The sequence below is a fragment of the Cellvibrio fontiphilus genome, assembly GCF_042646205.1.
Classification (GTDB): domain Bacteria; phylum Pseudomonadota; class Gammaproteobacteria; order Pseudomonadales; family Cellvibrionaceae; genus Cellvibrio; species Cellvibrio fontiphilus_A.
This window is the reverse complement of record NZ_JBHRTF010000001.1, coordinates 260,656-284,264: the sequence shown is the minus strand read 5'-3', so window position 1 is coordinate 284,264 and position 23,609 is coordinate 260,656. Positions and strand designations below refer to the sequence as shown.

The following is a 23,609-nucleotide window of genomic DNA, read 5'->3' as shown; positions in this document are numbered from 1 at the left end:
GACACACGATGTGTTTTTATGAAGCAACAACTCAATTTATTTTTTCTCGCGCTGGGCTTTTTCAGCCGCATTCCCATGCCTGCGTGGGTTGAATACTCGCCGGAATTGCTCAATCGCTCCAGCCGTTATTACACCTTGGTGGGCTGGCTCCTGGGTGCCTTGGTCGCTTTGGTTTTTTTAGCCGCAAGCTACTTTTTTTCTACCAACACCAGTATTTGGTTGGCGATGGTTTTTAGTTTGTTACTCACCGGCGCATTTCACGAAGACGGTTTAGCCGACACAGCCGATGGTTTTGGCGGCGCCTTTGCGCGCGAAAAAAAATTACAGATTATGAAAGACAGCCGCATAGGCAGTTACGGCGCAGCGGCATTAATCATGGCGCTACTGGGCAAATATGTTCTACTGGCAGACAGCAGCGCGATTGCGCTGAGTTTGTTAGTCGCCTACCCCCTCTCTCGCACCCTTGCTGCGAGTTTAATTTTTACCATGCCTTACGTGGCCGATGAGGACAGCAGCAAAAGCAAGCCGCTGGCCAACAACCAATCCAAAATGGATTTTTTTATCTTAATCCTCACCGCGCTGCCGGTTTTTTTACTCTTGCACTGGCAGGCGGCCATAATGCTGGCAGCGGCTTTAGTATTATTGCGTCAGCTGTTACAAGCTTATTTTTTGAAACAAATTGGTGGTTACACGGGCGATTGTTTAGGTGCGGCACAACAAATTGCTGAACTCAGTATTTATGCAGCACTGCTATTAATTGCCACCGCTATGCCGAATTACCTGCAAGGATTTTTATTGTGATCAGTTTGATTCTGGGCGGTGCGCGCTCGGGCAAATCCCGCTACGCCGAGCAACTCGCCAGCCGCTCACAACTGCCGGTACTTTACATTGCCACCGCCACCGCGCTGGATGCAGAAATGGCCGCGCGTATTGCACACCATCAACAGCAGCGCCCCAGTGAATGGCAGCTCTGTGAATGCCCCCTGCAACTAGCGGAAACCCTTGCGCAGGAAAGTAAAAAAAATCAGTGCATTTTGGTGGACTGCTTAACCCTGTGGCTCAACAACCAATTATTTGCGCAGCCCCAGCAGGATTTTGCGCAACTGTTTAATCAATTACTTGAGTCACTGCAAGGAGCAAGCGCCGAGATTATTTTTGTCGCTAATGAAGTGGGCTTGGGCGTTATTCCGCTGGGCGAGATTAGCCGCCAGTTTGTAGATGAAGCCGGCCGCTTGAACCAGCAATTGGCAAAAGTCGCCAACAGCGTGGTATTTATCGCCGCTGGCTTGCCACTTTATTTAAAAGGCGATACCAGAAGCTTAACGGGAGAGCAAACGTGAGCCATGCCACTACGCGGATAATCAGCTTGATTCGCCACGGCAAAGTCGCGGGAGCGCCGGCCCTATATGGCCGCACCGATATTGCACTGAGTACCCAAGGCGAGCAGGATTTAATGCGTACACTCAGCAAACTGCATGAGCACACTGCCATCACCCAAGTGATTAGCTCACCTAAAATTCGCTGCGCCAAAGTGGCGGGGGAATTTTCGCGCGAGCATAAAATCCCACTGGCGTTTGACGCTGGTCTACAGGAAATGGATTTTGGCATTTGGGATGGTGTGCCCTTTGATGCACTGGGCGATGAATGGAACAACATCGAACAATTTTGGCACAACCCGGCCAGCGCCCATGCGCCCCAGGGCGAAACCCTGCAGGATTTTGCCAGCCGCGTGATTCACAGCTGGGAAAATTTTTTGAACCATAAAAATACGCAGCACAACACCGGACACAGTGCGATTATTTGTCACGGTGGTGTTATTCGTATTCTTATCGCCCATGTGCTGCAGTTGGATTGGCGCAACCCGGCACTGTTTAAACAACTACAGATTGATTACGCCAGTTGCACACGTTTGAGCATCGCCAACTATGATCAAGCGCAGCCGCAAATCCACTCGATTGGTTTGCAACATTATTAAACCACAGCAGTTTTATACCGGGGTTTATTTCCCCATCCAGATGTAACGGATATTTTTGTGAACGCAACAGACGATCAAATTCAGCAACCTCTTCCCGATCACAACCAGAGTTTGGTTGCACGCACGCTGCACGAGTGGAAACAGCTGGCACTGATGGGAGCACCGATTTTAATTGCGCAGCTTGCGCAAATGGCCAACGGGGTGATTGATACCGTGATGGCCGGCCATGCCAGCGCGGAGGATTTAGCCGGCGTAGGTATAGGCACCAGTTTGTGGGTGCCCGTTCTGTTATTTTTTGCTGGTGTGTTGGGCGCTATGCAGCCAACCATTTCCGGGCACCGGGGCGCGCAGGAATTTGACAAGATCATGCCAGCGACCTGGCAGGGCATTTATATTTCCCTGGGTGCAATGGTGTTGATGATTGGGCTGCTGGTAAACATGCAACCCTTACTTAACATTCTGCAGTTAGATGAAAAAACCAACTATATTGCCGTGGGCTATTTGGAAAGTTTTGCCTGGGGTGTGCCTGCGCTGCTGTTGCTCACCGCGCTGCGCGGTTTAACCGATGGACTGGGGCACACCGGTGTGATTATGGCGTTTTCGCTACTGAGCACTCTGCTCAATTTACCGCTCAATTACATGTTTATTTACGGGGCAGATTTACACTTTATTCAAATTCCCGCGCTCGGGGGAATCGGCTGCGGCTGGGCGACCAGCATTGCTAACTGGTGTGCAACACTTGCGTTATTAATCTATTTAAATCGCAGTAAAACCTTTGCCGCGTTTCATTTATTAAGCGGTTGGGCCGCACCGCAAATCGCCATTATTAAACGCTTGTTAAAACTGGGGTTGCCCATTGGTTTTACCAGTTTTATCGAAGTGAGTATGTTTTGCATGATCGCCCTGTTTCTGGCGCCCTTGGGCGCAACTACTGTGGCGGCACATCAAATTGTTTTAAATTTGGTGTCGGTGTTTTTTATGCTGCCGCTCAGTTTGGGCATAGCCATTACCCTGCGAGTCAGTTTTTTGGTGGGCGCTAACGATCATAGCGAAGCGCGTTTATTGGCGCGCAGCGCGCTTCTATTAGCCTTGGGCGTCGGCTGTACCAACGCGAGTATTTTATTTTTGGGGCGCGATTGGTTTGCCAGTTTGTATACGTCTGACCTAGCGGTGCAAAAAATTGCGGCTGATTTATTTTTGTTGGGCGCGTTATTCCAAATTGCCGATGTAATCCAAGTCACCATGATTAATGTGCAGCGCGGCTACAAGGACACCAAAATTCCCATGCTGATTATGCTACTCGCCTTCTGGGGTATTTGTTTACCGCTGGGCTACGCACTGACGTTTAAGGATTGGTTAACCGCCGAGCCTATGGGCGCCAGCGGTTTTTGGACGGCGCTGATAGTAGGTTTGGTGTGCGCCGCCATTTTGCTCACGCGCCGCGTTTTTTATTTTGCACCGCGCCATGATTAATCCGGTAGCGACGCAATCATCGCGGCCAGCTGCGCGACCGAATCCACCAGCAAATCCGGCTTAATGCCGGATTGCGCAAAATAAGCCTCGCGGAACTTTCCCGTCTTTACCAAACAGCCCGCCATGCCTAATTGCTGCGCGCCACCAACATCAGTGTCAACATCGTCACCCACCATCAAGGTTTGAGTTGCGGGTATCGAGGCGGAATCCAGAATCAATTGAAAAAAATCGCGATTGGGTTTGCCCATAATCAGCGCTTGTTTATTACACACATATTCAAGGCCGGCGACGAAAAAACCTATATCGGCCTTGAGACCATCGCCGGTTTGCCAGAAACGGCCTTTGTGTAATGCGATTAACTCGGCGCCGCCATGAATCACCTTAAATAAACGATTGATCAGCGCCAAATCCCAACGCTCGCCGATATCCCCCAAGACCACATAATCCGGTTGGGTTTCATCTTGCTCAAAATCATTAAAGTCGGGCTTGATGGCATCGGCCACCAGCGGCCAAATGCGCAGCTTTTTTCCCGTTTGCTGCTGCAACTTTTGCAACGCCAGACGCGCCGCTACAGGCGCACTGATCAACTCGTCATCGCCCAGCGCAAAACCCATAACACGTAATTGATGAATCAATTGCTGTTGGGATTTGGTGGTAGTGTTAGTGAGAAAACGCAACTGCATACCCTGTGCGCGCAAGGCTGCAAGGCAATCGATGGCACCAAGAACAGGAGTATCATCCACATACAAAGTGCCATCCAGATCCAGCAAAATTAACCGGGGTTTAGTCAACATATAACGCACTCCTTGATGTTGAATAAACAAACTATAGCGCGATTTTCTGCGCTAAATATATCGCCGCCCGCCCTGCCTCAATGCAACTTTTTAAATACGGCCTGCAGTACTTCCTGTGACAGTTCGGGGTCATCCAGTGCGCGCGCAATCACTTGCGCGCCCACCAAGGCTGCGAGAGTGGCAAGTGCCTGCTCGCGTTTTGCGTTTTCACTGGCGATGGGCTCGCTTTTCGCCGGCAATATTTTGATGAGCGCTGCAAACAATCGATTAAAACTTTGGGTAAACGCACGTTTGATAACAGGCGATTGCCGCGCCGCATCGGCCCCCAATGCCGCCATCAAACAGCCGCGCCCGGGATTGTCGCGATGTTCGCGGGACAAATAGTTGGCGATGTAGCGCTGGTAGTCTGTGCTTGCGTTTTTCGCTGCACCTTTATTATCCGCTGCTTCATTCGCATCAAACCAAACACTATGTTGCGCGAGAAGCTCATCCACGGTTCGCTCGCAGGTCTGGGCGATTAGATCTTCCTTGGAAGAAAAATGGCCGTAAAAACCGCCGTGGGTTAAGCCCGCGCTTTTCATTAAATCGGCAATACCTATACCGTCGTAACCTTTCTCGCGAAATAAACGGGTGGCGGTCGCAAGAATTTTTTCGCGGTTTTCGGCAGCTTGTTCTCTGCTGACTCTCATATGGCTCCTCTCAGGCTTAAGCCAACTAGGTATTAATTCTGATTGACAGTATACATGACGACCATCATATAATTTATAAATGATAACCATAATGTAAATGAGATAGAGGATCCGCCATGAGCCAGTCAACCCGCATCGTCATTACCGGAATGGGTATAACCTCACCACTGGGCTGCGGGATTGAAACCGTATGGCAGCGGCTACTCGCAGGTAAATCCGGGATACGCCGCCTGCCAGATGAGCTGGTCGGCGACTTGCCCACCAAAGTGGGTGGTGTGGTTCCCGGTATTGATGAAGATACCGAGGCGGGTTTGAACCCGGATGCCGTTGTCAGCCCCAAAGACCAACGCAAAATGGATAGGTTTATTTTATTGGCCTTGGCCGCAACCGAAGAAGCCTTGCAACAGGCGCAGTGGCAACCGGCCACCAGCGAACAGCAAGCGCGCACTGCAACGATTATCGCCTCGGGTGTCGGTGGTTTTCCGGCAATTGCCGAGGCAGTGCGCACCGCCGATGCGCGCGGTACACGCAAATTGTCGCCTTTCACCATTCCCTCGTTTTTGGTCAACCTGGCTGCAGGGCATGTATCGATTAAATACGGATTCAAAGGGCCATTAGGCGCACCAGTGACTGCCTGCGCGGCCGGTGTGCAGGCAATTGGCGATGCCGCCCGTATGATCCGCGCAGGCGAAGCGGATGTGGCGATTTGTGGCGGTGCCGAAGCCTGTATTCACACAGTCAGCCTGGGCGGTTTTGCGGCCGCGCGGGCCTTATCGACCGGCTTTAATGATGAGCCGACCCGCGCATCGCGCCCGTTTGATCGCGACCGGGATGGTTTTGTGATGGGCGAAGGCGCAGGCATTTTAGTGATCGAATCACTTGAACACGCGCTGGCACGCGGAGCACAACCCATCGCTGAAATTGTGGGTTATGGCACCAGTGCCGATGCCTATCACCTGACCTCTGGGCCGGAGGATGGCGATGGCGCCAAACGCGCGATGGAAATGGCCATCCGGCAGGCGGGCATAACACCCGCACAAGTCCAGCACCTCAATGCGCACGCAACCTCAACACCCGTGGGCGACAAAGGCGAGCTAGCCGCCATCAAACGCGTATTTACACTGGCGACTGGTAGCACAGAAGGAATCGCGGTGACTTCCACCAAATCCGCCACCGGCCATTTACTGGGTGCCGCGGGCGGCATTGAAACCATTTTTACCGCGCTGGCTCTGCGCGACCAAATGATCCCGCCCACCTTGAATCTCGAATGTAAGGACGATGCCGCACAGGGTATAGATATAGTTCATGGCAGTGCCCGCGCCGCAGCACTTGATTACGCCATCTCCAACGGCTTTGGGTTTGGCGGCGTCAATGCCAGCATTTTGTTGAAACGCTGGCTGTGAGCCATAGGCACCAAGGCGTATACTGCCCGCTCTTTTTTACTGCAATTGTTGGGGAATCCGCATGTCGAAGTTTTGGAGTCGGGTGGTGCGCGAACTGGAGCCTTATGTGCCCGGTGAGCAGCCGCAAATAGATGGTCTGATCAAGTTGAACACTAACGAGAGCCCCTATCCGCCCTCACCGAAAGTGCTCGATGTGATCAACCACGACTCCATCGACCGTCTGCGGCTCTACCCCGACCCCAATTCCAAAAAATTAAAAAACACCATCGCCGGTTATTACGGTGTCAGTGCGGAACAGGTGTTTGTTGGCAACGGTTCGGATGAAGTTCTGGCACTGTTATTCATGGCTTTTTTCCAGCAAGACAAACCGCTGTTGTTCCCGGACATTAGCTACAGCTTCTACCCGGTCTACTGCCAGTTATTTGGTATTGATTACCACACCATCGCCCTGCGCGATGACTACACCATTAATTTTGCCGACTATGCCCAAGCCAACGGCGGCATTATTTTTCCTAACCCTAATGCACCTACCGCGATTGGCAAACCACTCGCGGAAATAGAGGCGCTGTTGCAGCAAAACACCGAATCGGTGGTAGTTGTGGACGAAGCCTATGTGGATTTTGGTGCGGAAACAGCAATCAAATTAGTCGATAAATATCCCAATTTATTGGTGGTGCAAACCCTGTCCAAATCCCGCTCACTGGCGGGTATGCGCGTAGGTTTGGCGGTGGGCCATAAGGATTTAATCGACGCACTGGATCGCGTGAAAAATTCATTTAACTCTTACCCGCTCGACCGCATCGCTGAAGCAGCGGCAGTGGTGGCATTTGAGGATGAAGATTACTTTGCACGTTGCCGCGACCAGATTATTGCCACGCGCGACTGGACAACCGCTGAATTGCAGAAGCTGGGTTTTAAGGTGCTGCCATCACAGGCTAATTTTGTGTTTGCTGAACCCCAGGGCAAAAACGCCGCAGAGCTGGCGCAGTATTTACGCGATCAGAAAATTTTAGTGCGCTACTTTAACAAGCCGCGCATCAATCAATTTCTGCGCATCACCATAGGCACCGATGAACAAATGCACGCCTTGATTACAGCCTTAAAAAACGCTTTATAAACGCAGCGAGTTTTTCTGGCGAACACAAAAACAAAGCCCGGCAATCGCCGGGCTTGTTGTTAAATAACGACTCGTCAGGATGGTTCGGAAATTTGCGTTTTCTTGATGACAAAATAGCGATCCATGCCAGTCCATTCGAGCAGCTGCGCAACTTCTTTGTTGCAGTTACACAAGCTGATGGCTTCGCGGCTGGAGCCTTTTCGCTCTTTGAATAGCAACAACATGCCCAGGCCCGTCAAACTCAGCGCCGGCGCATCACTTAAATTAAATTCGTATTCTTCGATATTGCTGTCTGCAATACCTTCCAATAATCGAGCCCACTCTTTGCGCAAATCATTGTCTATCGCGCCGTGAATATTCACCCGTACACCGCGACCGTTATTGATGGAAACCCAATCCAGACAGGCGCTGTCGGAAAAGGTAATCGCACTGGAACTGGGCTTTTTGGCAGGTGTTTTGGCAGCGAGCGGTTTGGATGTAAGGCCTTTGCTAACACCTCCCGACTTTATTGGCACCTGCGTGGTTTTAGGTGGCAGTGAAACAGAGGCACTGGCGGTGGGTTTGAGAGTTTTAGGAATTGAGCGATCTGCCCAGCCTTCGGGCACTACATCCTCCCAACTGCTGGGAGCGACCCCGTCACCAACCACATCATCGATTACTTTTCCGCTCAAACGCTTGGCGCGCGCCTGCTCATCTTCGGCGCGAACCACTTTACGCTCTCCAACGAAAGGAACTTGATGACGCATGGTGACTCCGGTTCAAGGGGGGAACCACCCCATTAGTGAATTATCAATAACCCAATTTTAGTCCAGCAAACGGCAAATGCGAGTTAAAGCGCCGCATGCGCACCGCCTTGGTCATGCACACAACCTTTAGTTAAAAGTGTTTTTGAGCAACTCTTATGAAAACACAGTATTGGCACATTTTTCATCAAATTAACAATAATAGGCGCCAGACCTGGGAAGATTTGAAACACTTTGACGTCAAAATAAACCTATGCATTTTTTATTTGCGCATATGCTTTACAGCTGAGGTTTATTTATCATAAAAAAGGATGTGTTTAGGCGCTTTTGTTGTAAAGTGCTGATTCAGGTTAAAAATTTGGGAAGTTCAGGCCCCGGAAGAGTGGCCAAAAAGTTAATTTTTAGTGATAGAGCGCCCGCCTTAAAAACGCGGCGAGATGTGAGAACACTAAATTGCGAAACGAAAGCCCAAATTGAGCGAATATGCCGAATAGCGAATCTACCCAGCAGAAATCCACTGCTGTCGAGTTGATTAAAAAGTTCCAGCAACTTTTTACCAACCTCAACCACAAACAAATTGCCGAGCGCCTGGTTAAATTGGTTATTGCCAAACACACCATCCAGCGCGTTGCCCTGCTTATTGTCCGCGACGGCCAGGTCTATGTAGAGGCTATTGCCAATCGCGCGGGCGGCCACACTTCTATCAATGTTATTGCCACCGCCCTGAGCCGGATCAAAAACCTGCCCTCCGCGTTTATCCAGCAAACCTTTGAGTCAGGCCAATCGCTCGCCATGAGCCGCAGTATGCTGAACGGCCTGCTGGGCAAAACCATTCCCGTAGACACTCACGCTTGTGTTCTGCAGCCCATCTGCGAAAACCAGAAAACCATCGCCGTGTTTTACATGGAATCACAGGGCGATTTGCAAGAGCTGCAAACCACGGTGCGCCAGTTGGATACCGTTTGGACGTTTAGCTCGCTGTTAGTACGCCAGATGATTGATATGTGGCAACACGAGGAACAAGCCGAACGTTTTCATTTGGCACAACAGGCACTCTGGGCGAGCGAGACTTATTTGAACGCCATCCTGAATCACTCACCGGCACTGATTTCGGTGAAGGATCTGGACGGTAATGTGGTGATGGCCAGCGAACACTACAAACAAATGGCCAACGTGGACGACAGCGGTTTTGTGGGTAAAAACGTGTTTGATGTTTACCCCAAGGACGTTGCCCAGTCCATGTGGGAAATCGACTTGGCGGCCAAAAAGACCCAGCAAACCTACGAGGTTGAGCTGGACTTGATGCACAAAGACGGCACCCAGCATACCTACCTGCTGGTAAAGTTTCCGCTGCGCGACAAAGAGCAAAAAGCCTTTGGGGTGTGCACCATCGGCACCGACATTTCCGAGCGTAAACTGGCCGAAACGGCGCTGCGCGAGCAGCAATCGCGCCTGAACTACATGGCGTTCCACGACTCATTAACTTCCCTGCCCAACCGCTCGCTGTTTTACGACCGCATTTACCACGGCCTTGCCCGCGCTCGCCGCGCCAACTCCCGCGTGGCACTCATGCTGTTGGATATCGACCGTTTCAAAAACATCAACGACAGCCTGGGCCACGATGCCGGCGATATTTTGCTCAAAGCCATAGCCACGCGCCTCAACGAAGGTGTGCGCGATATGGATACAGTCGCGCGCCTGGGCGGCGATGAATTTGTGGTGGTGCTGGAAGGCATTCACGATATAGACGATGTGGTGTTTGTGGCCAACAAGCTGCTGAGCACCCTGTCGCGCCCCATTGAGATAAGCGGCCACAGTATTTCCACGACGGTCAGTATCGGCGTCAGCATTTTCCCCGAAGATGGCGCAGACACCGACGAACTGCTCAAGCATGCCGATATCGCCATGTACAAGGCCAAAGAAGCTGGCAAAAACAATTGCCAGTTTTATACCAAAGGCATGAATGCCACAGCGGTCAACTATCTGTTACTGGAAAACGATTTGCGCCGCGCCGTTGAGCAACAACAGCTAACGCTCTATTACCAACCGCAAGTTGACCTTAAAACCGGCGAGATGACCGGCGTAGAAGCGCTGGTGCGCTGGCAGCACCCGGAGCGCGGAGTGGTATCGCCAGCACATTTTATCCCGCTGGCCGAAGAGACAGGTTTGATTGTGCCGATTGGCGAATGGGTGCTGCGCGAGGCCTGTCGCCAGCAGCGCATCTGGCTGGACGCCGGCAAATACGTGGGCAAAATGGCCGTGAACCTCTCACCGCGCCAGTTCCGGCAGAAGAACTTTCCCGGAAAAGTCGAGGCAATACTGAACGAAGTCGGGCTGGACGCCAAACACCTGGAATTGGAAATCACCGAAAGCTGCGCCATGGAACATGCGGGCGAAACCATTAACCAGCTGAACCAACTCAATAACATGGGCATGTACCTGGCGATTGATGACTTTGGCACCGGTTATTCTTCCCTTGCCTATCTACAGCGCTTCCCGGTGCAAAAACTGAAAATCGACCGCAGTTTCATTCATGACATTCACGAAGACGCTAACGATGCAGCCATCGCCAAATCCATTATTGGTTTGGCGCACAACATGCAGATGCGGGTAATTGCGGAGGGTGTGGAAAACGAGGGTCAGGCGGACTGGTTACGCACCCACGGCTGCGATCAGGCGCAGGGTTTTTTCTATGCCAAACCTATGACCGCCAAACAACTGGAAAGCCACTTCCGCAATGGCCGTTTTTATTTTGATGGCACAGTTGTGCGCCTGGAAAAACACCTGCGCGAACAGCATCTCAAAGTGGGCGCCTAAGCGCCCCTTCGCCTGCGTTATTAGCCTTTGCCGCGGGTTTTGTTGGCATTGGGGCGAGCATTTTCCTCTACAAAAGCGACTATAGCGTCGGCAATATCCTTACTGGTCGCACCTTCAATCCCCTCCAAACCGGGCGATGAATTCACCTCCATCACCAGAGGGCCGCGCGCCGAACGCAGTAAATCTACACCGGCCACCTGCAGGCCCATAGTCTGCGCTGCTTTGATGGCGGTGCGTCGCTCCGTGGGTGTGAGTTTGGCGAGCTTGGCTGAGCCGCCGCGATGCAGGTTGGAGCGGAACTCGCCCTCGGCCGCGGTGCGCTCCATGGCGGCAACCACTTTGTCGCCAATCACAAAACAGCGCAGGTCGCTGCCATTAGCTTCTTTGATAAATTCCTGCACCAAAAACTCGGCGCGCAATTCGCGGAAGGCTTCGATCACACTTTCGGCGGCTTTTTGGGTTTCTGCCAAAACTATGCCCCGGCCTTGGGTGCCTTCGCAGAGTTTCAATACCAGCGGTGTACCACCGACCAGTTTGATCAGCTCTTTGGCATCGTGCACGTTGTAGGCGAAACTGGTTTTGGGCAAGCCTATGCCCTTACGCGAGAGCAGCTGCAAGGCGCGCAACTTGTCGCGCGAGCGCCCCAGTGCGATGGATTCGGTCAGGCAGTAAACGCCCATCATTTCAAACTGGCGAATCACCGCCAGACCATAGTGGGTAACCGAGGCGCCAATGCGCGGGATCACTGCATCAAAATCCTCCAGCTGCTCGCCCATGTACCAAATGGCGGGGCTGTCAGAGGCGATGTCGATGTAGCATTTTAAAATGTCGATAACACGCACCTCATGGCCGCGTTTGGTGCAAGCTTCCACCAAGCGACGCGTTGAATAAAGGCGACGATTGCGCGACAAAATTGCGATTTTCATAGGAATCCTGAGGGATGTTTATCAATAAGAAAAAGGCACTCTGGCGAGTAGTGCCCTAGAGTGCCGGAGTCAGCGGCTGGTCTTTGCTGCCGCCGAGTAAAAAGGATTTGCTGCTATCCACCCAAAAACCCTGTTTGAGTGCACTGCGCCCCAGCAGCATGCGGAAGCGCATATTCTCCCGGTCGGTCAGCGTTACTTCGATGGGCAGCTCCAGGCCATTGATGCGCAGACAGGTTTCAATCACTACCCGCGCCTCGGTATGGCCACCCGAGTCAGTGACCGGGCGTACATCTTTTACTGGCGCCTCGCACTCAATGCAGGTGAGGCTGTCATGCTGCAAGGGGTGAAGGCCAAAGCGCACCCAGGGTTTGCCATCCTTCTCAAAAGGCGTCACATAATAGGCGTGTAAAGCGCTGGTACGTGCGCCGGTATCTACTTTGGCTTTGATCGCGGGAATACCTAAATCAGGCAGCCCCACCCACTCGCGCCAACCAATCACTTCCACTTGTTTTTTTGCCACGCCTGCAAACCCTCAACTCAAAAAGTTAGCGCTTGTTACGCCGGGAACCGGCGCGCTTTTTACCCCAGTTTGACCCCAAGGTAAAAAGAAAAATCTTTTTAGCGCGCCAAGATTTTTCTTTTGTTTTTTAATAGGCTATGGTAAATAGCGCGGGTCAAAATTCCCACGCCGGGAACGACGCTAAACCTTCTCTCTGTCAATGTTGGAGTAGTCTTATGTCAGTTGATGTAGAGTCACCGGATACCGATCTGATTAATGATGTTAGCATCGAAACCGATGATGAAGAGGCAACGCCAAAACTGACTGGCAAAGAAGCCAGCCAGCACACCTTGGAAATGCGCCGCAAAATTGAAGATCGCCTGGAGCGCCGTCGCATTAAGGATCAGCTCGGATACGACGATATTTCAGACCTGGATTTTTAAGCTATCCCTTATCCAGTCATACAACCGCCGATTTATCGGCGGTTTGTTTTTATAGCGCGCTTATTTATCACCAGCTGTTATCACTGCCCCTTATCACTGCGAGTGTTTTCCAAGCGAATATTGTCCAGGTAAACCACCGCTGGCTGCACCAGACCCGCCGCAAAAATTCCCAGGTTGCAAATAGCATCCATCGTCATGGTTCGCCCCTTTGGTCTATTGCTGATATCCGCAACCGGAAAGCGCAACTCATTCCAACCGGGTTGCAACACCAATGCCTGGTTAAAGCGATCATGGTAACTGTGGGTTCCGCGATCATGGATCATATCGGATAAACGCAGCACCAGACGCAGCGGTTCGGCGCTTGGGTTAAAGGCATCCAGGGCAAAATTCCCATAGGCCGACCAGTCGCCATAACAACTGCGGAGACGAATACCCGAGTATCCACCGGGCGCCAATTCCAGCCGCAGCGAATAAGCTCCCTGACTTACATTTTCACGCTGAAATTGCGCATCGACCCGCGCCGGATTAAAAAATAGTTGTTGTCGCTCGGCCCGGCTTTCAAAACTATTTATCTGCGGAAATGCGCGGCGCAAATCCAGCTCTGCCCAAGCCGCATCGACAATCAACCACAGCGCCGGGGCGATAAATAAAACGCTGAGCACTCGCCCGCCACGCACCAGACGCCGCGCTGCATCTGACGTGGGGTGCTGGCCCCAAAATAACCCCAACCACACACCGGCAAGGTTATTAACAATGTCACTCCAGCTTGCATGGCGCCCCACAAAATGTTGCACCACTTCAATCGCACCGCCCAGCAGCAGCGCCACTAAACTCACCAACAGCCAGTGATGCAAGCGCGGCAAGGGTACAAACCACTGCACCACAATTAACAGCAGCGCGTAGAACAATACATGGCCAAAATTCCACGCATTTTTTAACAGCTGCGATGACACCCAATCTGGCCCGCCAATAAAAAAAAGCGGCACCGCCATCAGCAACAACAGAACAAACACCACAACCAGCCATCGCGCTGTCGCCGGTGAAAAATAAACATGCAACATAGCGCGTTATATCAACCTGTTAAAAAAGAGAATGGCCCATACCATTAAATTGTTTGGCAAGGTTAGTCGCATAGTTATCGGTCATGCCGCTAATAAAATCGATCACCGACATCAATGCCAAATATTGATAGTTGCCGGATTTTCCACTGACATTCGGATGGAAATTATTTTCACCAATCAACGCCATGACGCGATTGTCTTTGTAAGTCATTTGCGTTGGATCGCCGAGTGATGCATAGACTGCAGAGCAAACCGTATTGAGCAGCGTACCAATTACGGCATAGGCACCAATCTCCAATTCCACCCGACGCGAGTGATTAAAAATTTTGCGTTTGGCTAAATCTTTGGCGGCTTGCACCGCATCGCGCACCTTGGGATCGCACAGGGAAATTAAATCGCCCTGCACTTCGCCGCGCAAAAATGCATCCTGGTGCTGAATAAATGCGGCGGTGCCGGCATTGATAAACGCATCAATCACCTTGCCGCGCACCAATGCCGGTTTGCGACCATCGTTCACTTTTTTCAGCAACCGCTCCAAATCACTTAACTGAGGCGAGTCGGCAATTACCGGGTGCAGCAACTCATAAATTTCTGCCCAGTTGAGAATGCCCATTTCCAAGCCGTCTTCCAGATCAATAATGCCGTAACAAAAATCGTCGGCGGCTTCCATTAAATACACCAGCGGATGACGGCAATACCAATCACTGCCCAATTCAATCAAACCGGTTTTTTGTGCGATCTCGTGAAAGTGCTCAAGCTCGGATTGAAAAATACCGTATTTGGCATCTTTCGGGCGCTGGCCCAGTACCGTTGGAGTGGAAGTCCAGGGGTATTTAATCGAGGAGGCAAGCGTTGCGTAGGTCAAGCGCATACCATCGTGGAATTGGTGATACTCCGATGTCGTTAATACACGCAAACCTTGGGCATTACCTTCAAATACGCGAATATCATCCTGCTCGGAAGGCGATAAATGTTTTAAAAATTCGGCGCCTTCTTTTTGAAACCAGTTGCGAATTGCATCCTCACCGGTGTGACCAAAGGGCGGGTTGCCAATATCGTGCGCAAGGCAAGTCGCTTGCACTATATCGCCAATATCAGTCGGCCAAATATGCGCAGGCAAATCACCCTTATCTTTTAACGCCTGCCCCACACGAATACCCAGTGTGCGCCCCACACAAGCCACTTCCAAACTGTGTGTCATGCGGTTGTGAATATGATCGTTAGTCGCCATAGGGTGCACTTGGGTTTTGCGCGCAAGGCGACGAAACGCACCGGAAAAAATAATTTTGTCATGATCCGAGTGAAACGGCGAACGCCCCTCCTCGTGTTTTGCTGCACGCTGGCCCAAACGGTCTGCGCACAACAATTGGTTCCAATTCATGGTCATACATAAATCCCTAACAATGTTTAAGACATCCAGTTTTTCTGGATGTCTTGTTTATCACGCAATGAATAAACCCACTCTTTGCCGTCTTTGTTTTTATCAAAAAGATTTAGCTCGACCAAACCATTTAAAACAGTGGCGGCGGTGTTATAAGAGCAGTGTAATTTTTCTTCTACATATCGTGCTGTAAAAATAGTATTCGGGCTGTTTTTGGCAACTTGAAAAACAATTCGCTGTTTTCCACTGAGCCTTCCATAAACACCGCTGTTAAATAACCATGTATCAAATGATTCAATATTTTCAACGGTTTTTTGGCAGTGACTTTTGAACGCAGCAACCGCACGCATAATCACCGAACATTGATAATCAATGAAATAGGTCATATCCATCTCATCCGTTTCGGTATACAAGTAGGATTTCCCATATTGGGTAGTCGCTTCTTTTAACAAATTACTAATCGATATGTAGCGAAAGGCACCATAATCTTTTTTAAACATAAACCAGTAAAATAACGCCCGCGCAACTCTGCCATTACCGTCATTAAACGGATGTTCGTATCCTATCGAAAAGTGAATGCAAATCGCTTTTACCAAGGAGTGAATATAGCTTTGGCTTTCAATATCATCGTGATCGGTATTCACCCAATTACACAAAGATTGTAAGCGCTCATCAAGCCCAGCAGCTGGTGGCGGTTGATGAACTATATTTCCATCCTTATCCTCGACCACCACATTATCCGTCAGGCGAAAAGTTCCCGGTGTGTATTTCTCATCATCTATACCACCAACACCAATGGCATGAAGCTCTTTTATTAAATCAGTCGTGAGCGGAAGCAGTCGTTTATCCCACACAAATTTCATCATTTTAAAATTGCCAATAATCATGCGTTCATCCATGCTGCGTGGCTCACGCTTACGCTTGATCATCTCCTTTGCAACCAAGGTTGTTGTAGCCGCACCTTCTAGCTGGCTACTACTGATCGCCTCGTCTTCAATTAAATCCTCTAACATGTAAGCGATATTCTGCCCTTCACCTACTTTTTTGTTAGCCCACTCTAATGCGGCGGTGGTAGTAGATTGATCGACTATCGTTTTGGTTTTTTGAATAAGGGAAGTCTCAACATACTTACTTATATTTTCTTCGCCAAAATTAATAAGAAACTGCTGCGCTGACTTACGCGCTTTTTTTGTTAAGGCCCATGCTAAATCTGGATTTATACCTTTGGGGATGCGATATCGGAATTCATCGTAATGGAGATACCTTCCTTTAACGTCTACAACTTGCCAAAAGCTCAGGTAATCGAGTATTTCGGCTTCAAAATGCTCACAAACGTATGCCCACAGCTCCTCAGGAAATTTACTGTTATCAGGCGGCCGCTTAATCATCTCAATACATCTCAAAAAATCAAAATATTGAGATGAAATATAGAGCAGATCACCTCATATCTCAATATTTTTGAATTTTGAGATGAAATGAGATGTGAAAATCAGCGCCAAACCGCACCAACTTGGCTCCCGCTTAAAATTTTTGCGCACAACTTCAGCGCATAAAACCCTTCTTCAAAATCGACCTGACGTGTGCCTGCTTCAAATTCTCCAGGTTATTTAACTCATTGAATTATATGAATTTTATCTTCACTCAAAGGAAGCATTCGGGGTGTGATTTTCAATTGGCATAGTTTCTGCTGAATACAAACTTGTATCCAAGATTGTATTTAAGATGTAACTGCGGGAACGATAATGATGCAAACAACAGGTTGGACAATTAGTGAATGGCTGAATGCCTACCGCAGCCAAAATATGGCCGCACCAACGGCACTTCAGGCATTGCGCGCGCAGCTTGATAAGGATGATGCTGCGTGGATTTACCTCGCCTCTGCCGCTGAAATTGACGCGCAGTTGGATGCCTTGGCTGCACAGAGTGACGCCATCAACCTCCCGCTTTACGGTGTGCCTTTTGCGGTGAAGGACAACATCGACGTCGCCGGCATGCCTACCACGGCGGCCTGCCCTGCTTTTAGTTACATCGCCACAACCGATGCCACCTGTGTAGCGCGCTTGAAAAAAGCGGGCGCGATTGTGCTGGGCAAAACCAATCTGGATCAATTCGCCACCGGCTTGGTAGGCACGCGCTCGCCCTACGGCGCAGTGCCTAATGCATTTAATGCGGATTATGTCTCCGGCGGTTCCAGTTCCGGTTCGGCCACTACGGTGGCACGCGGTTTGGTGCCGTTTAGTTTGGGAACCGACACCGCCGGTTCAGGCCGTGTGCCCGCCGGCTTTAACAATATTGTCGGATTAAAACCCACCAAAGGCCGTTTCAGCACCAGCGGTGTTGTGCCTGCGTGCCGCAGTTTGGATTGCGTTTCTATTTTTTCACTCACTGTCGATGATGCAGAAACCGTGGCCTCGGTGATGGAAGGTTTTGATAGCGCTGATGGTTACTCGCGCACCGCACCTGCGAGCGCGACTTATTTTTCTGCCACACCGCGCTTTGGTATTCCTGCATCTCCCAATTGGTTTGATGATGAACAAGCCAAAGCGGCGTGGGAAAACACACTGCAAAAAATACGCGCACTGAATGTGGAATTAATTGAAATAGATTTCACACCCATGTTTGCACTCGCACAACTTTTGTATGGCGGCCCTTGGGTTGCTGAGCGCCATGCCGCGATTGGCGATTTTATGCAACACCACGCGCAGGACATGAACGAAGTGGTGCGCAGTATTATTGAAAAAGCTAAGGGTTTTTCCGCAACCGATGTGTTTAAAGCCGAATACAGGCGCGCTGACCTTGCCCGTCTGATTCAAACCCAAATAAAAAATGTGGATGCGCTGTTAGTGCCCACATCACCACGTCACCCGAAAATGACCGAGGTCAATGCCGATCCGATTGGGGTTAACAGTCAACTCGGCACTTACACCAATTTTGTCAACCTCGCCGATCTTTCTGCGCTCGCTTTGCCTGCGGTGATGCGTGCTGATGGTTTGCCGTTTGGCATCACCTTAATTGCACCCGCATGGCAAGACGCTGCGCTCGCTGCGTTTGGAAAAAAATGGCACGCCGCCACTGAATTGCCCTTGGGCGCCATGAAAAAAATCCAGCCGCAATTTACTTCAGAAAAAAATATCCCCGCCGGTTATGTGCGTCTCGCCGTAGTGGGCGCGCACCTCACCGGTATGCCACTGAATGTGCAATTACAAGAACGCAATGCCCTGTTTGTTGAAAGCACATTCACTGCAAAAAATTATCGCTTGTTTGCTCTACCCAATACCACACCACCCAAGCCGGGGCTAATCCGTACCGACAGCGAAGGGGCCGAAATTATTGTGGAGCTGTGGGATGTACCGGTGCAGCACTTTGGCAGTTTTGTTGCGCTCATTCCTGCTCCACTCGGCATAGGCACACTCACGCTGAACGATGGCCGCGAAGTGAAAGGTTTTATTTGTGAAGGTGCTGCCGTGCAAGGCGCAACGGAAATCACCCACTTGGGTGGATGGCGGGCTTACATCAAGTCGTTACAAAAGTAGTCAAGTGAATATTGCGTAGGTTGGGGTGAGGAACGAACCCCAACATGACCATGCAAAATTGAACGGGAATAACTCGACGAAGTTTCAATACCAAATTTAAAAAGCTCATGTTGGGGTTCGCAAGCTCACCCCAACCTACAAAAGAGAATTACAGCCGGAGAAGAAACATGTTAAAGACCGTACTGATTGCTAACCGCGGAGAAATTGCGGTACGTATCGCCAAAACGCTGAAAAAAATGGGCATTGAATCGGTTGCTGTTTACTCCGATGCCGACCGCAATTCAGCACACGTCACTGCCTGTGATAAAGCCATTTGTTTAGGCGGCAATACCGCGGCAGAAAGTTATTTAAAAGCGGATTTAATTCTCGCGGCAGCAAAGGAAACAGGCGCCCAGGCGATTATTCCCGGTTACGGTTTTCTCTCTGAAAACGCAAAATTTTGTGAAGCCTGCGAAGCGGAAGGCATAGCCTTTTGCGGCCCTACACCTGCACAAATCCGCGAATTCGGTTTAAAACACACTTCGCGTGAACTCGCTGAAAAAGCCGGTGTACCACTCACGCCCGGCACCGGGTTGTTAGCGTCGGTAGAAGAAGCGACTGCGGCAGCAGCAAAATTAGGTTACCCGGTGATGTTAAAAAGCACCGCCGGTGGCGGTGGTATAGGCCTAACCCGCTGCAACAGCGAAGCAGAATTAATTTCCGCCTATGAAAGTGTAAAACGCTTGGGGCAAAACTTTTTTAGCGATAGTGGTGTATTCCTTGAACGTTTTGTGGATAACGCCCGTCACGTAGAAGTACAAATTTTTGGTGATGGCAAGGGCAATGTATTGGCACTGGGCGAACGCGATTGTTCACTGCAGCGCCGCAACCAAAAAGTAGTAGAAGAAACCCCCGCACCTAATTTACCCGCAGCAACACGCGAAAAATTATTAGCCGCCTCTGTCAGCCTTGGCAAAATGGTGAACTACCGCTCCGCCGGCACCATTGAATATATTTACGACGCCGCGCGCGACGAATTTTATTTTCTGGAAGTAAATACCCGCTTGCAGGTGGAACACCCGATTACCGAAGCCTGCACCGGTGTGGATTTAGTGGAGTGGATGATTCTCACCGCTGCGGGCACTCCACCGGCGTTGGATATTGAAATAAATCCGCAAGGTGCGGCGATTGAAGTGCGTTTGTACGCTGAAGATCCGGTGCGCGATTTCCAACCATCGCCCGGTGTGTTGACAGATGTGCATTTCTCGCCCAATGCACGCATCGATACCTGGGTTTCTACCGGCACTGAAGTATCGCCCTACTACGATCCAATGATCGCCAAGATTATTGTGTACGGCAAAAATCGCGCGGATGCGATTGCCAAAATGATCGACGCACTGAATGAAACTCGCATAGCCGGCATAGCGACTAATCTGGATTATTTGCGCCAAATTATTGCAACGGATTTTTTTGGCAGCGGCGATGTCGCCACCAATAAACTGGCGAGCTTTACTTACAGCGCGCCCGTAGTAGAAGTGTTGCAACCCGGCACCTATACCAGCGTGCAGGATTACCCCGGTCGTGTGGGTTTGTGGAGCATAGGCGTGCCGCCCTCAGGGCCAATGGATGATTATTCATTTCGCCTGGCGAACCGCATTGTGGGCAACCATGACAGTGCGGCTGCACTTGAGTACACCATCATCGGGCCAAAATTAAAATTTCATCGCGATGCAATTATCGCCCTCACCGGCGCAAAATCACCGGCAAAAATCGATGGTGAATTAATTCCCTTCTGGCAACCTGTCGCTATTAAAGCCGGACAAATTTTGGAAATCGGAAAAGCCGAATTGGGCTGTCGTGGTTACCTTGCAGTGCGCAATGGTTTTGATGTGCCCGTTTATTTAGGCAGCCGCTCTACGTTTGCGCTGGGGCAATTTGGCGGTCACGCCGGCCGCACCCTGCGCGCAACCGACATGCTCCCAATCAGCAACCCCGCTATTGCCGCGTGCACTACACCCGCACCGGTTTTTACACCCGCTGCTGCACCCGCGGAATTAATTCCCACCTGTTTTTCCAGCGCGTCCACTGAATGGGAAATTGGTGTGCTTTACGGGCCACACGGCGCACCGGATTTTTTCAAGCCCGAAGCGATTGAGATGTTTTTCTCCACCGCGTGGGAAGTGCATTACAACTCCAACCGTTTGGGTATTCGTTTAAACGGCCCCAAACCCAGCTGGACACGCAGCGATGGTGGCGAAGCGGGTCTGCACCCCTCCAATATTCACGATACAGAATACGCTGTCGGCTCCATTAATTTCACCGGCGACATGCCGGTCATTCTCACCAAAGACGGCCCCAGCCTGGGCGGTTTTGTTTGCCCGGTGACGATTGTAAAAGCAGAACTCTGGAAAGTGGGTCAAGTAAAACCCGGCGATAAAATCCGTTTTGTGCGCATGAGTTTTGATGATGCCTTGAATTTGGAAAAAGCGCAGGACAGCGCGATTCAAGCGCTCGCACCGCTAACCGACTTTGCTAAAACCGCCATCACTGCGCCTGCTGACACTATTTCTGAATGTATTGTTGCTGCACTGCCCCCACAAGGTAGTCGCCCACTGGTGAGTTATCGCCAGGCCGGTGACAAATATATTTTGTTGGAGTACGGCGACAATATTCTGGAATTGAGTTTGCGTTTGCGCGTGCACGCGCTGATGGAAGCGCTGAAGCAATCACCCATTGCAGGCGTGATTGAATTATCGCCCGGTGTGCGCTCACTGCAAATTAATTACGACAGCCGCGTGATTCACCAACGCGATTTAATTGCCAAACTCTTGGTTATTGAAGAAACCCTTGGCGATGCACGCGACATTAAAGTACCGAGCCGTATCGTTCACTTGCCCATGGCGTTTGAAGATTCAGCAACGCTGGATGCGGTAGCGCGTTACAGACAATCTGTGCGCGACACAGCGCCCTGGCTGCCAAGCAACACCGAATTTATTCGCCGCATTAACGGTTTGGATTCCATCGACCAGGTTAAACAAATTATTTTTGATACCAGCTATATGGTATTGGGTTTGGGCGATGTTTACCTCGGCGCGCCCTGCGCTGTACCCGTTGACCCGCGCCACCGTTTGCTCACCTCCAAATACAACCCGGCGCGCACTTACACCGCTGAAGGTACAGTCGGTATTGGCGGCGTTTACATGTGTATTTACGGCATGGATTCCCCCGGCGGTTATCAACTGGTGGGCCGCACTTTACCAATCTGGAATAAATTCCTGAAAAACCCCGTGTTTGAAAATGGCGAACCCTGGTTGCTGAAATTCTTTGACCGCGTGCGCTATTACGAAGTAAGCGAAGAAGAATTAACCGCACAGCGCGAAGCCTTCCGCGAAGGCCGCATGAGTTTAAAAATTGAAGAGGCTTATTTCAGTCTCGCTGAACACGAACAATTCCTGCAAGAAAATGCAGCCAGCATCGCCGAGTTCAAAACCAAACAACAAGCCGCCTTCACCAAAGAAGTTGCACTCTGGCAAGCGGATGAAGAAAAAAATGTAGATGCTGCACTGCAAGTCAAAATCAATACAAACCCCATTGAAGTCGATGGCCACGCCGTCACTGCCGATATTAGCGGCAACATTTGGAAATTATTGGTGGAGCCAGGCCAACTGGTAGAACCAGACCAGCCGCTGTTGATCGTTGAAGCCATGAAAATGGAATTCTCCGTCTACGCCGACCGCGCTGCAAAAATCAGCGCGATCCATGTAGAGCCGGGCAAACAAGTGAATGCGGGTGATTTGTTGTTGGTGCTTGAAACGGATTAATCATGATTCTCAACCCCCTCCCAACCTCCCCCTTGTCAGGGGGAGGAGCTGAAGGTGGCACTGTTCAAGTCCCTCCCCCTGGCAAGGGGGAGGTTAGGAGGGGGTAAAGGTACACCGTATGAAACTAATCAAACCCGAAAAAACCAAAAAGAAAACCGATGAACCGCGCACCAATTTAACGGAGCGTATTTATCAGATTATCAAGGACGATATTTTTTCATTCCGCTTGGTGCCGGGTGATCGCTTCAGTGAAAACGAAATTGCCGAACGTGTTGCTGCCAGCCGCACACCGGTGCGTGAAGCGCTGGCGCGTTTACAGCGTGAAGGTTATGTGGATGTTTCCTTCCGCAGCGGCTGGAAGGTCAACCCTTTCGATTTTAAAAAATTTGAACAGCTTTATGACGTGCGCATTATTTTGGAATTGGCAGCCATTAAAAAACTGTGCGAGATGGAAGCTGCACCGGATTTGGAAGATGTAAAACGCATCTGGCTGGTAAAACCGGAAGAGCGTTTAAAAGACGGGCCAACGGTGTGTGCACTGGATGAACGTTTCCATGAACAGTTAATTGAAGCGACCGGCAATATGGAAATGGCGCGCATTCACCATGAAATTACCGAGCGCTTACGCATTATTCGCCGCATTGATTTCACCCAGCGCAACCGGATTGAAGCCACCTATGAAGAGCATGCCAAAATTCTGCGCACCATTATTGAACGGCGCGCAGAAGACGCAAAAAGTTATTTAAAAACTCACATAGAAGCCAGCAAAGCGGAAGTGCGCAAAATTACCTTGCATATGCTCTATGAAGCACAGCAGCAACACCCGGATACGAGTGATTAAAAAATTTCCACCTTAGAGCGACAACCGGTGAATGCTTGAAGCACATTCACTGGATCACGGAAGAAAAACTGTCGCCAACAATTAGCGTTATGTAAAACGGCGTTACCGGAAAAA

The 23,609-nt window shown here is 50.5% G+C and carries 19 protein-coding genes; 11 read left to right on the top strand and 8 right to left on the bottom strand.

Annotated elements, in window-relative coordinates:
• Positions 1-18: 18 nt before the first annotated feature.
• Genes ACFODX_RS01250 through ACFODX_RS01235 form a run of 4 tightly spaced genes read left to right on the top strand, consistent with a single transcriptional unit; the run spans position 19 to position 3,448 of the window.
• Entirely contained in the window at positions 19-801 is a 783-nt protein-coding gene (locus ACFODX_RS01250) for an adenosylcobinamide-GDP ribazoletransferase (RefSeq protein WP_378115252.1), read from the top strand.
• Positions 798-1,340 carry a bifunctional adenosylcobinamide kinase/adenosylcobinamide-phosphate guanylyltransferase gene (gene cobU / locus ACFODX_RS01245; protein ID WP_378115250.1) on the top strand — a complete coding sequence of 181 codons (543 nt, stop codon included), beginning with the start codon at positions 798-800 and terminating at the stop codon, positions 1,338-1,340. Before ACFODX_RS01250 ends, cobU begins: the two co-directional genes overlap by 4 nt.
• Positions 1,337-1,975, top strand: coding sequence for a histidine phosphatase family protein (locus ACFODX_RS01240; protein ID WP_378115248.1), 639 nt, complete (start codon positions 1,337-1,339; stop codon positions 1,973-1,975). The genes cobU and ACFODX_RS01240 overlap by 4 nt, the downstream gene beginning before the upstream one ends.
• A 57-nt stretch (positions 1,976-2,032) precedes the next feature.
• A complete protein-coding gene (locus ACFODX_RS01235; RefSeq protein ID WP_378115246.1) occupies positions 2,033-3,448 on the top strand; it encodes an MATE family efflux transporter in 1,416 nt (471 codons plus the stop codon).
• Here the strand turns inward: ACFODX_RS01235 and ACFODX_RS01230 are convergent.
• Positions 3,445-4,242, bottom strand: a complete 798-nt coding sequence (locus ACFODX_RS01230) for a TIGR01458 family HAD-type hydrolase (RefSeq protein WP_378115244.1) — start codon at positions 4,240-4,242, stop codon at positions 3,445-3,447. The two genes, ACFODX_RS01235 and ACFODX_RS01230, sit on opposite strands and share 4 nt — an antisense overlap.
• Positions 4,243-4,319: 77 nt before the next feature.
• The gene (locus ACFODX_RS01225) at positions 4,320-4,931 is read right to left on the bottom strand and encodes a TetR/AcrR family transcriptional regulator (protein ID WP_378115242.1); all 612 of its coding nucleotides are present in this window, start codon (positions 4,929-4,931) and stop codon (positions 4,320-4,322) included.
• Positions 4,932-5,047: 116 nt separating this feature from the next.
• On the opposite strand from ACFODX_RS01225, the gene fabF reads away from it, so the two are divergent.
• Together fabF and hisC are read left to right on the top strand one after the other, a co-directional pair.
• Positions 5,048-6,334 (top strand): beta-ketoacyl-ACP synthase II, encoded by a 1,287-nt coding sequence (fabF, locus tag ACFODX_RS01220; protein WP_378115240.1) that lies wholly within the window; start codon positions 5,048-5,050, stop codon positions 6,332-6,334.
• Positions 6,335-6,395: 61 nt separating this feature from the next.
• Complete coding sequence (hisC, locus tag ACFODX_RS01215) at positions 6,396-7,451, top strand: histidinol-phosphate transaminase (RefSeq protein WP_378115238.1); 1,056 nt, start codon at positions 6,396-6,398, stop codon at positions 7,449-7,451.
• Between the two features lie 74 nt (positions 7,452-7,525).
• Here the strand turns inward: hisC and ACFODX_RS01210 are convergent, their stop codons facing one another.
• The gene (locus ACFODX_RS01210; RefSeq protein WP_378115236.1) at positions 7,526-8,197 is read right to left on the bottom strand and encodes an STAS domain-containing protein; all 672 of its coding nucleotides are present in this window, start codon (positions 8,195-8,197) and stop codon (positions 7,526-7,528) included.
• A 480-nt stretch (positions 8,198-8,677) separates the two neighbouring features.
• On the opposite strand from ACFODX_RS01210, the gene ACFODX_RS01205 reads away from it, so the two are divergent.
• The gene (locus ACFODX_RS01205; protein WP_378115234.1) at positions 8,678-11,011 is read left to right on the top strand and encodes a sensor domain-containing protein; all 2,334 of its coding nucleotides are present in this window, start codon (positions 8,678-8,680) and stop codon (positions 11,009-11,011) included.
• Positions 11,012-11,031: 20 nt separating this feature from the next.
• On the opposite strand, the gene rimK is transcribed toward ACFODX_RS01205, so the two are convergent.
• Positions 11,032-11,937, bottom strand: coding sequence for a 30S ribosomal protein S6--L-glutamate ligase (gene rimK, locus ACFODX_RS01200; protein ID WP_378115232.1), 906 nt, complete (start codon positions 11,935-11,937; stop codon positions 11,032-11,034).
• Positions 11,938-11,992: 55 nt separating this feature from the next.
• On the bottom strand, positions 11,993-12,457 hold the full coding sequence (locus tag ACFODX_RS01195) for an ATP-dependent zinc protease family protein (protein ID WP_378115230.1): 465 nt from the start codon (positions 12,455-12,457) through the stop codon (positions 11,993-11,995).
• Between the two features lie 215 nt (positions 12,458-12,672).
• On the opposite strand from ACFODX_RS01195, the gene ACFODX_RS01190 reads away from it, so the two are divergent.
• Positions 12,673-12,879: a PA3496 family putative envelope integrity protein gene (locus tag ACFODX_RS01190; protein WP_378115228.1), complete on the top strand. Its 207-nt coding sequence runs from the start codon at positions 12,673-12,675 to the stop codon at positions 12,877-12,879.
• 80 nt (positions 12,880-12,959) lie between these two features.
• Here the strand turns inward: ACFODX_RS01190 and ACFODX_RS01185 are convergent, their stop codons facing one another.
• Genes ACFODX_RS01185 through ACFODX_RS01175 form a run of 3 tightly spaced genes read right to left on the bottom strand, consistent with a single transcriptional unit; the run spans position 12,960 to position 16,709 of the window.
• A complete protein-coding gene (locus ACFODX_RS01185) occupies positions 12,960-13,940 on the bottom strand; it encodes a hypothetical protein (protein ID WP_378115226.1) in 981 nt (326 codons plus the stop codon).
• A gap of 19 nt (positions 13,941-13,959) precedes the next feature.
• Positions 13,960-15,327 carry a deoxyguanosinetriphosphate triphosphohydrolase gene (locus tag ACFODX_RS01180; RefSeq protein WP_378115224.1) on the bottom strand — a complete coding sequence of 456 codons (1,368 nt, stop codon included), beginning with the start codon at positions 15,325-15,327 and terminating at the stop codon, positions 13,960-13,962.
• Positions 15,328-15,347: 20 nt separating this feature from the next.
• Positions 15,348-16,709: a Fic family protein gene (locus ACFODX_RS01175; protein WP_378115222.1), complete on the bottom strand. Its 1,362-nt coding sequence runs from the start codon at positions 16,707-16,709 to the stop codon at positions 15,348-15,350.
• Positions 16,710-17,063: 354 nt separating this feature from the next.
• On the opposite strand from ACFODX_RS01175, the gene atzF reads away from it, so the two are divergent.
• The 3 genes from atzF to ACFODX_RS01160 all read left to right on the top strand — a co-directional run bounded on the left by atzF (position 17,064) and on the right by ACFODX_RS01160 (position 23,495).
• The gene (gene atzF, locus ACFODX_RS01170; RefSeq protein WP_378115219.1) at positions 17,064-18,854 is read left to right on the top strand and encodes an allophanate hydrolase; all 1,791 of its coding nucleotides are present in this window, start codon (positions 17,064-17,066) and stop codon (positions 18,852-18,854) included.
• Between the two features lie 167 nt (positions 18,855-19,021).
• Positions 19,022-22,654, top strand: a complete 3,633-nt coding sequence (gene uca / locus ACFODX_RS01165) for an urea carboxylase (RefSeq protein ID WP_378115217.1) — start codon at positions 19,022-19,024, stop codon at positions 22,652-22,654.
• A gap of 118 nt (positions 22,655-22,772) precedes the next feature.
• The gene (locus ACFODX_RS01160) at positions 22,773-23,495 is read left to right on the top strand and encodes a GntR family transcriptional regulator (RefSeq protein ID WP_378115215.1); all 723 of its coding nucleotides are present in this window, start codon (positions 22,773-22,775) and stop codon (positions 23,493-23,495) included.
• Positions 23,496-23,609: the final 114 nt, after the last annotated feature.

Excerpts from the sequence above, each read along its gene's own strand:
- ACFODX_RS01250 (WP_378115252.1), top strand. The coding sequence starts at position 19 with ATGAAGCAACAACTCAATTTATTTTTTCTCGCGCTGGGCTTTTTCAGC.
- ACFODX_RS01230 (WP_378115244.1), bottom strand. The coding sequence starts at position 4,242 with ATGTTGACTAAACCCCGGTTAATTTTGCTGGATCTGGATGGCACTTTG.
- ACFODX_RS01225 (WP_378115242.1), bottom strand. The coding sequence starts at position 4,931 with ATGAGAGTCAGCAGAGAACAAGCTGCCGAAAACCGCGAAAAAATTCTT.
- fabF (WP_378115240.1), top strand. The coding sequence starts at position 5,048 with ATGAGCCAGTCAACCCGCATCGTCATTACCGGAATGGGTATAACCTCA.
- hisC (WP_378115238.1), top strand. The coding sequence starts at position 6,396 with ATGTCGAAGTTTTGGAGTCGGGTGGTGCGCGAACTGGAGCCTTATGTG.
- ACFODX_RS01210 (WP_378115236.1), bottom strand. The coding sequence starts at position 8,197 with ATGCGTCATCAAGTTCCTTTCGTTGGAGAGCGTAAAGTGGTTCGCGCC.
- ACFODX_RS01205 (WP_378115234.1), top strand. The coding sequence starts at position 8,678 with ATGCCGAATAGCGAATCTACCCAGCAGAAATCCACTGCTGTCGAGTTG.
- rimK (WP_378115232.1), bottom strand. The coding sequence starts at position 11,937 with ATGAAAATCGCAATTTTGTCGCGCAATCGTCGCCTTTATTCAACGCGT.
- ACFODX_RS01190 (WP_378115228.1), top strand. The coding sequence starts at position 12,673 with ATGTCAGTTGATGTAGAGTCACCGGATACCGATCTGATTAATGATGTT.
- ACFODX_RS01185 (WP_378115226.1), bottom strand. The coding sequence starts at position 13,940 with ATGTTGCATGTTTATTTTTCACCGGCGACAGCGCGATGGCTGGTTGTG.
- ACFODX_RS01180 (WP_378115224.1), bottom strand. The coding sequence starts at position 15,327 with ATGACCATGAATTGGAACCAATTGTTGTGCGCAGACCGTTTGGGCCAG.
- ACFODX_RS01175 (WP_378115222.1), bottom strand. The coding sequence starts at position 16,709 with ATGATTAAGCGGCCGCCTGATAACAGTAAATTTCCTGAGGAGCTGTGG.
- atzF (WP_378115219.1), top strand. The coding sequence starts at position 17,064 with ATGATGCAAACAACAGGTTGGACAATTAGTGAATGGCTGAATGCCTAC.
- uca (WP_378115217.1), top strand. The coding sequence starts at position 19,022 with ATGTTAAAGACCGTACTGATTGCTAACCGCGGAGAAATTGCGGTACGT.
- ACFODX_RS01160 (WP_378115215.1), top strand. The coding sequence starts at position 22,773 with ATGAAACTAATCAAACCCGAAAAAACCAAAAAGAAAACCGATGAACCG.